The organism is Methylobacterium sp. FW306-05-D, assembly GCF_058782155.1.
In genome coordinates this window covers 42,386-49,832 of record NZ_JBYSXL010000032.1, presented here as the reverse complement: position 1 = coordinate 49,832, position 7,447 = coordinate 42,386, and the positions used below count along the sequence as shown (strand labels likewise).

2 protein-coding genes and 2 pseudogenes are annotated in these 7,447 nt (G+C 63.0%); 2 read left to right on the top strand and 2 right to left on the bottom strand.

The window, feature by feature from the left end:
• Positions 1-23 precede the first annotated feature (23 nt).
• Positions 24-1,125 (bottom strand): annotated as a pseudogene (locus AC3WLN_RS12985) (IS5 family transposase).
• A gap of 378 nt (positions 1,126-1,503) precedes the next feature.
• Here AC3WLN_RS12985 and AC3WLN_RS12980 point away from each other — a divergent pair.
• Positions 1,504-2,298 (top strand): ABC transporter permease, encoded by a 795-nt coding sequence (locus tag AC3WLN_RS12980; protein WP_492481769.1) that lies wholly within the window; start codon positions 1,504-1,506, stop codon positions 2,296-2,298.
• Between the two features lie 552 nt (positions 2,299-2,850).
• A pseudogene (locus tag AC3WLN_RS12975) lies at positions 2,851-3,961 on the top strand (IS256 family transposase); the annotation flags it as partial.
• Here AC3WLN_RS12975 and AC3WLN_RS12970 read toward each other — a convergent pair.
• Positions 3,915-7,397, bottom strand: coding sequence for a rhamnosyltransferase WsaF family glycosyltransferase (locus AC3WLN_RS12970; protein WP_492481777.1), 3,483 nt, complete (start codon positions 7,395-7,397; stop codon positions 3,915-3,917). The pseudogene AC3WLN_RS12975 and the gene AC3WLN_RS12970 sit on opposite strands and share 47 nt — an antisense overlap.
• Between the last annotated feature and the right edge of the window lie 50 nt (positions 7,398-7,447).

Genomic DNA, 7,447 nt, shown 5'->3' with positions numbered 1-7,447 from the left:
GTCGGGGGCGGTCTATTCCGGGATCAGGCTGCAGGCGATGCGAGCAGTCTGGGCAGGCGCACGAGGTTGTAGGCGGCGACCGCGAAGGTGAACAACGCCTCGACCTTCGAGCGTCCCCTCAGCTTGACCTTCCTCAGCCCGGCCTGTGCCTTGATCCAGCCGAAGGCTTCCTCGATCCGCTTGCGGCAGCGCAGGCTGATCGCGTAGCCGGCATGGCGCGTCGTGCGGCCGTCGAAGGCGGTCTTGCGGACCTTGCCGGTCTTCGACCCCTCCGTTGATGGCGATGTGCGGCGTCTCCCGCCGCGCCCGCAGGTCGCCGACGAAGGCTTCCACATCGAACAGCTTGTCCGCGCCCAGCGTGATCCGGTGCCGACGGGGACGGCAGTCGAGCATGAGCAGGGTCGCCTCGCGTTCGGCCGTGCCGGTGGCGTGGGTGAAGCTTGCGTCCACCACGAGGCCGTTGCGGTTCTCCATCAGCGCGTGGCCGAGGTAGCACAGCCGGCTCTCCTGGCCGTCCGCCTTGCGGTAGAGCCGCGCGTCCGGATCGGTGGTCGAGGCATGCGTCGCGTTCGAGCGCTTCTCCTTGCGGAAGTCGCGCTCGCCTTTGCGGCCCGGCCCCGGCGGCTCGCCCGAGCCGTCCTTGGGACGGAAGCTCTTCATCGAAGCCCAGGCGTCGATCATGGTGCCGTCGACCGAGAAGTGGTCGCTCGACAGGAGCCGCTTGACCGGCTTGAGCGCCAACAGCCCCGACAGGAAGGCGCGGGCCACCTCCGTCTCCAAGAGCCGGTCGCGGTTGTGGGTGAACCCCGTCGGGTGCCAGACCGGCGCATCGATCTCCAGCCCGACGAACCAGCGGAACAGCAAGTTGTAGTCGATCTGCTCCATCAGCATCCGCTCGGAGCGCACCGAGAAGAACGCCTGCAGCAGCGTCGCCCGCAGCAGCATCTCCGGCGGGATCGAGGGCCGACCCATCCCAGAGTACAGGCTCTCGAAGCGCTCGTTCAGCCCGGCCAAAACCTCGTCAGCCAGGGCCCGGATCGGTCGCAGCGGGTGGTCGGCCGGTACCCGCTCTTCCAGACGCACGTAGCTGAACAGGTTGGCCGAAGCCGCCCCACGCCCGCGCATCCTGACACTCCGCCGCTCGCTCAAGCAGAGTGAATCATCTCCAACGCCGCCCCGCTACAGACTTCTGCAGCAGCCTGCTAGATAGACGGCCTATCTGGGGCGCGCTGCCGGCATCGCCTGCTTGCCTCGGTGAGGCTGATCCCGAAGCACCCGGCGTTTTGAAGCCGCGAAAGTGTGATCGCAACGGAGTCGATGGCGTGTTTGCGCTTTTTTGGAGGATTTCGCTGCGGGCATTGGCGCTTTCCTTGCCCGAAAAGTTCTGAAGATGCCCATCTCTTTTAAGCCGCTTGGACTCCGCTCGAATCGTTTAAAAAACCGCATTTCCGTCTATTTGGCGTTCTATCATTCAAGCGAATAGCGATGACATCGGAATAAACTATGCCTCCCCTAAAAAACGCAGGGCCGACAAAACGTAGCAACATAGAGGCCTACGCCCATGTCATCAGGGCGTTGATGCTCCGTGACATGCGGACCCGCTTTGGTGGTTCGTACTGGGGCTACGTAGTTGTCGTGCTTTGGCCGGTAGTCCACATCTTCGTCATTGTCGGAGTAATGATTTTCCGTGGCATGTCCTCTCCAATGGGCAATGATCCCATTCTTTTTGTTACGACCGGCGCTGTACCTATCCTCGTATTTCAATATACTTCTCGCGAAGCAATGAAGGCGGTTGTCTTAAATCGGCCTTTGATGTATTATCCTCAAGTTAAATCGTTCGATGTGATGATTTCTCGATTTTTCGTCGAGATTGTTAAGGGTTTTCAAGGGCTGATTATTATCTTCCTGATACTGATTTGTCTTGGTGTCGATCCAACCCCGGCCGAACCTGCAATGTTGGTCGAAGCTTACTGCATGGCGCTCCTGCTCGGTTTGGGACTTGGGGCTGTTAATATTGGTATAATGTCGTTCTTTCCCGCCTGGTTATGGGGCTATATCGTCGTAACAATCTCGATATATTTGACGTCGGGTGTTTTTTTTCTGCCCCATTTGTTGCCCGAGGAGCTTTATCAGCTCATGAAGTGGAATCCGATGGTTCAGATCGTCGAGTGGTATCGACTTGCCTACAACCCTCAACTCGGAGTTAGTGTTGATTATTTCTATGTCCTTGTATGGGGATTTGGATCCCTATGCATAGGTTTGATCATGGAGCGAACTGTCGTGCGACGTTTTCTGTAATTTCATCTTCGGGCTCGGTCAGATTTCGATGGAGTTTCTGATCAAAATCGATCCTGCTGCTATCAATCGCGATGGTGCTCGTTCGACAGAAAGCTGAGCTGAGCCGGTGAGCGTTGATAGGGCAATAAGGCAACCATGCCCTTGACCCGCAGGTCGGCCCACTTCAGCGTATCGTATCCTCGCCTTCTGCCGGATCAGCCTGCCGGAAAGCGGTTGAGCGCTTCAAAACGTGTTAAGGCAGCGCCAGTCGTTGATCGTAACAAAATGAGTGCATCGGGCATATCGGTCTCAAACCGCTGACTTGTCACTATCGCTTTCGCTGCATCTAAAGGCATCACGGCTGCATCTTGCAGACCTCCCAGTTTCGCACTTAGATAAAACGTTGATTACTAGGGGCTTTCTCGAAACGTGCCCTCGAAGGTAGTACAGGCAGCCCCTCGCGCTTCTTCGCCCAGTCGTGTACCAGGCGGTGGTGTAGCTGACGGGTGGTCATCGGTGATTACCGGGGAGGGTCGGGTTGCGAGAGCCAAACCCGAACCCGAGAGCCCCCTGATGACCGATGAGATGATCGCCCTGCGAGCTGATGGAGAAGGGCGGCGACGCCGATCTGCTGCGCGAGATGATCGGCTTTGCGGCCGAGCACCTGATGGAGTTGGAGGTGGGCGGCCTGACCGGGGCCGTCCACGGTGAGAAGAGCGCCGAGTGACTGGTCCAGCGCAATGGCTACCGCGACTGGGACTGGCAGACGCGCGCTGGCACGGTCGAGCTGCATATCCCCCAAGCTGCGCAAGGGCGGCTACTTTCCGGGCTTCCTGGAGCCGCGACGCATGGCCGAGATGGCGCTGACGGCCGTGATTCAGGAGGCCTACATCCAGGGCATCTCGACCCGGTCGCTCGATGACCTCGTCCAGGCCATGGGCGGCACGGGCGTGTCACAGAGCTAGGTCTTGCGCCTGTGGCTGGAGATCGACGAGCGGATCGGCGCGTTCCTCGACCGCCCCATTGAGGGCGAGTGGCCCTATCGCTGGGTCGATGCGACCTACGTCAAAGTGCGCCAGGACGGACGCATCGTCTCGGTGGCGGTAATCGTGGCGGTGGGCGTCAACGGCGACGGCCGTCGCGAGGTGCTGGACATGGATGTCGGCCTATCGGTAGCCGAGACGCATCGGACGGACTTCCTACGCAAGCTCGCTCGCCGGGACCTGCGCGGCGTGAAGCTGGTGATCTCGGACGCGCACGAGGGCATCAAGGCGTCGGTGGCCAATGTCATGAACGCCACCTGGCAGCGTTGCCGGGTTCACTTCATGCGCAACGTCCTCGCCCATGCCGGCCGCTCGGGCCGCCGTGTCGTCTCAGCCTTCATCGCCACCGCGGTTGCTCGAGGCACGACGCGGAGGCGGCCCGTCAGCAATGGCGCATGGTCGCCGATCAACTCCGGCCAAAGGTGCCCAAGCTTGCCGCCCTGATGGACGCCGCCGAGCCCGACGTGCTGGCCTACATCGGCTTCCCGTCCGCCTACCGGGTCAAGCTCCACAGCACAAATCCCCTGGAGCGCCTCAACGGGGAGATCGAGCGCCGTACCGAGGTGGTCGGCATTTTCCCCAACGAGGCCGCCATCACCCGCCTCGTTGGCGCGATTCTGCTCGAACAAATAAACGGGTGGATGGACTGGCAAAATCTAAGCCAGCGTTGCGTCCCTCCACGGTCGCGCGATTCAGCTGGAATCGACGCTGACGGACGGATTCGGGAATCCCCGTTTGTAGAGCGAACGCCCGGTCGCGCTCGTTCATACCGCTGATCGCCGCCTCCGAGTCCGGGTGGAGCTCGATCCCGAAACGTTCGGCCCAGAACCGGCCCTCCGTGGCCGAGACAGCGTATTGCTGCGTCGCGTCGAAGGCGTGGGAGTGGTAGACCACCGCCTCGTCGACATAGGCCTTTTGGAAGCCGAGCCGCAGGGCTTCCGCCGCCCAGATCTGGTCCTCGCCCCAATCCACCTCGGGATAGGGCAGAATCTTCCAGGCTTCCCGGGACATCGCCGAGTTGTTGTCGGAGTAGAAGTGCATCGTCATCCCCCAATTCTGACTGCCGGGATAGATGAAGCTCGGCAGGCCGCCGTCGCGATCGATCACGTCGGGGAGCAGCGCGAGGCCGTCGAACATCTCCTGCATGTCGCGGCGCGTGAAGGGATCGTGTTCGGGATAAGCCTCGTGTCGTCCGATCACCCCCGCGACGCGTGGGCCGCGCGCGAATCCACCGACCAGGGCCGACAGCCAGCGCGCGTTCTTCGGACAGGCATCCTGGGTGATGATCGCGACGTAGTCGCCCTCGGAACGGGCGATCCCGAGATTGCGCGTCCGGCCATGCTGGAACTCCGACTTGTTGATCGTCTCGACCCGGAACGGGCCGCCGCGCTCCCGCACGCGCTCCGCGGTGCCGTCCGTCGAGCCGCTGTCGATGACGAGCACGTCGTAGGGGAAATCACAATTCTGCTGGGACAACGCGTCGAGGACACGGGTGAAGTCCGGGCCGGCATTGTAGGTCGGGATGAAGACCGTGGCACGTGTGCCTTTCCGCGAGGCGGGCGCGGGAAGGGTGGCGACGGAGACCGGTGTGAAGCCGGTCTCGCCGAGCCGCTCCAGGAGGGCGCCCTCCAATACGCGGGCGCTGCGTTCCCAGGAGGTTACTTGTGTGAAGGCAAAGCCCCGCGCCCGTTGCAGGGCCTGGCGATCCGGATCGGCGGCGAGGCTCTCGATCGCGTCGGCGATGGCGTAGGGCATCGGCCCCGCGAAGGTGACCTCGTCGTCCTTGAAGATCGCCCGTGTGCTCTCGGTGTCGATCTCGATGACCGGTAGGCCGCAGGCCATCATCTCCAGCGGAATGAGCGAGTAGTTCGTCGTCGAGAAAACCACGCCGAGGTCGCAAGAGCGGTAGAGTTCGCCGAGCTCCTTTGGGGTCAGGATGCCGTGCTGGACATGCGGGAACGCATCGTCGAACTGCAGATCCGCCTCGCCGAACAGCTCGGCCTGAAAGGGAAATCCGCGCTGCCGCAATAGTGCGAAGGCGGCGAAACCGAGCGTGACAGCCCGACGCGGTGTGTAGCGGCGTGCATAGAAGGCGATGCGAAGCGGCCGATCGGCGAGCGCGGGCAGAGTCTTGCCCGGAAAATACACTTCGTGGTCGGCACAGAGCTCCCAGGCCCGGGCCCAGCCGCCGCGTGCCTGCATACGCTCGAGGAGCCAGGTGCCAGCACAGAGATTGGCGAACCCGAAATCGTAGGTGGCCTCGGCGATCAGCGCGAGGTCACCGGCGGCGTGGAAATAGGGCTCGAAGTCCTGGATCAGGTAAAAGCGTTCCTTGACGTTCTGCACCTGCGCCACCGGATAGGCCGTCCAGCAATCCGTCGCGATGAGCACGTCGGCCGAGACCTGCCGCACGTCGTCCTGCAGGAAGCGGACATGGACGCGCGACCCGATCGGCCGATACCAGCGCTGGATCAGGCGCTTAGCCAGGGCCTGATCAGCGAAGTGCCCGGCATTCTGCAGCCAGAGGGTCTGGTGGTGTCCGAAGCGCTCGAGGCACTCGACGAGTCGGAAGATCGTCATGTGGCCACCGGCTCCCCCCTGCGCGAAGGCGGGCAGGACCCAGTGCACGTCGAGGGCGCCCGGGTTGTAGAGCCGGTTGATGGGCGCCACCGGGAGCGGCGGGCGCCGGGCGATCCGCGGCGTATCCCGGGGCCAGAGCGTGGCGGCCGCCGCCGTGCTGCTCTCGCGATCAGGCAGCCCCGAGACCGGGATCAGGTGCTCCCGGCGTTCGGTCATGTAGTTGCGCACCGCGTAGCCCGAGGCGCGCACGACCAGCGTCATGATCCGTTCCAAGGCGTGCGCGAGCGTTAGGTCGACCTGATCCGCCTCCTCCTCGAATCGCTCGAGAGTCGTCAGGGCGTCGGCGAGCCGCGCCAGGCTTGCGGTCCGGTACCAGGCCATCGATCCGGCCGGGTAGTCCGGCTGAATGCCGGCATCGGCCGGAAGTTCGAGGACGTCGAGGAAGTCGCCGATCGCGCGGCTGTTCTGTTCGGCATTCACGAATTCCCGGATCCGATAGAAATTGCGCGGATACAGGCAGCCGAGCTTCGGGTCCGCAGCGAAACGCTCAAGGACCCAGTCGACCAGCGCCTTCGATCCCAGGGTCTGATCGAAGAGATAGTGCCGCCACTCCGCCCCCCAGGAGACGTGGGTGCTGACCTTGGTGTGGAGATGGAGGACGATGTCGAACGCGCGCCAGATGTCCTGGCACCCGACCAGGAAGGGAGCGATGTCGCGACCCCGGTTCGGGACGACCCGGATCTCGGTGGGCTGCACCACCGAATGCCGGGCCAGGGCGCGGGCGATGAACTGCGCATCGGCCGAGGAGACGGTGGTGAGGACGAGGGTGGCGCTTGTCGGCAGGTTGCGGAAGCCCGGAATTAGCTCCTTGATCAGCTCCGGGTAGAAGCAATGCGCATGGACGCAGAGGCGCAGCGCGGGCGCGGCTGCCTGGACGGGGCGGTTCTCCAAGTCGACGGAGAGCGCCTCGGCGTTCGCCGTCTCGGGGACGGTGCGCTGGACCTGCTCGTAGTAGGTGTCGACGAGGCTCTTGCCGCGCCCCCCCTGCCGCACGACGGTCCGGTGGTAGAAGTCGGTATCGAAGCCCGAGGCTGGATCGCGGTGCTCGAACTGCCCATTATGAATAAAGTGCTGCAGCGGATCGATCTTTGCTGCGGCGACGTCCGGGTTGTGGGACACGTAGAAATTGGCATCGAAGACCGACCGGAAGGTCGCTTCGGCCGCGTCGGACGTCGTTGGCCGAGCCGCGGATCGATCGCGCCAGTGGTAGCTCCCGTAGCGTTCGACGCAATGCTCGGCCGGCGTCTTCTTCGTGACGTCGAGGGTCGGATGCGCAGCGATGAAAGCTTGGACGTCGAATTCGTCCGATGGACGACGCAATTCGGGGCCGCCGTCCAGCAGGTAATGGATCAGCGGGTTGATGCCAAAATCTCGGACGTCACGGTAGGCGCTGAGGTAGAACGACGTGTCGAAGAACGGTGAGGGCTTGAAGCCCATCTTCCAGCCAACGGTGTAGAAGTGCCGTTCCGCGCTGACGTAGCGGCCGA